We start from the raw sequence: 484 nt of genomic DNA on the forward strand, positions 1-484 counted from the left end.
CACGTCTGCGTCGGCGTTCTCATCCGGGGGCTCCAGTCTCCTGTCGTCCGGATCCTCGTCCTGGCTGTCGTCTGGTCTGAAAACCAATCTGTTTGGTACCGCATCGGTTGGCAGTCTTCTGGGCGGGATTGGCGGCGGCATGGGTCTGGGCTCGGCGCTGTCCTCTATTGGTGGCGGCACCTATGGCACGCTTGGCAGCGGCCTCGGGGCTGCGGCGGGTGCCGTGGCCGGGTCTTTCATTCCGGTGATCGGCACCATGCTTGGCGGGGTGATCGGTGGCGGTCTGGGCGGTCTGCTCGGTGGCCTCTTTTCCAAGACCCACTACGTCTATGACAGCGTGGTGGGCTCGGACGGGCAACTGTCTATCGGCAGCACACGCACCAAGCACGCCAGCGATGACGTGACAGCCAAACTCCAGGACCAGCTGGATGACCTGAACGGGACCTATTCCGATCTGGGCATCTCGGTGAATGACGGCAGTTAT

General features: G+C 63.0%; 1 pseudogene. It reads left to right on the forward strand.

The features are described 5' to 3' along the window. Positions 1-484 (forward strand): annotated as a pseudogene (locus tag JN414_RS16500) (hypothetical protein); the annotation flags it as partial.

The organism is Gluconobacter sp. Gdi (genome assembly GCF_014132155.1).
In the GTDB taxonomy this organism is placed as follows: Bacteria; Pseudomonadota; Alphaproteobacteria; order Acetobacterales; family Acetobacteraceae; genus Gluconobacter.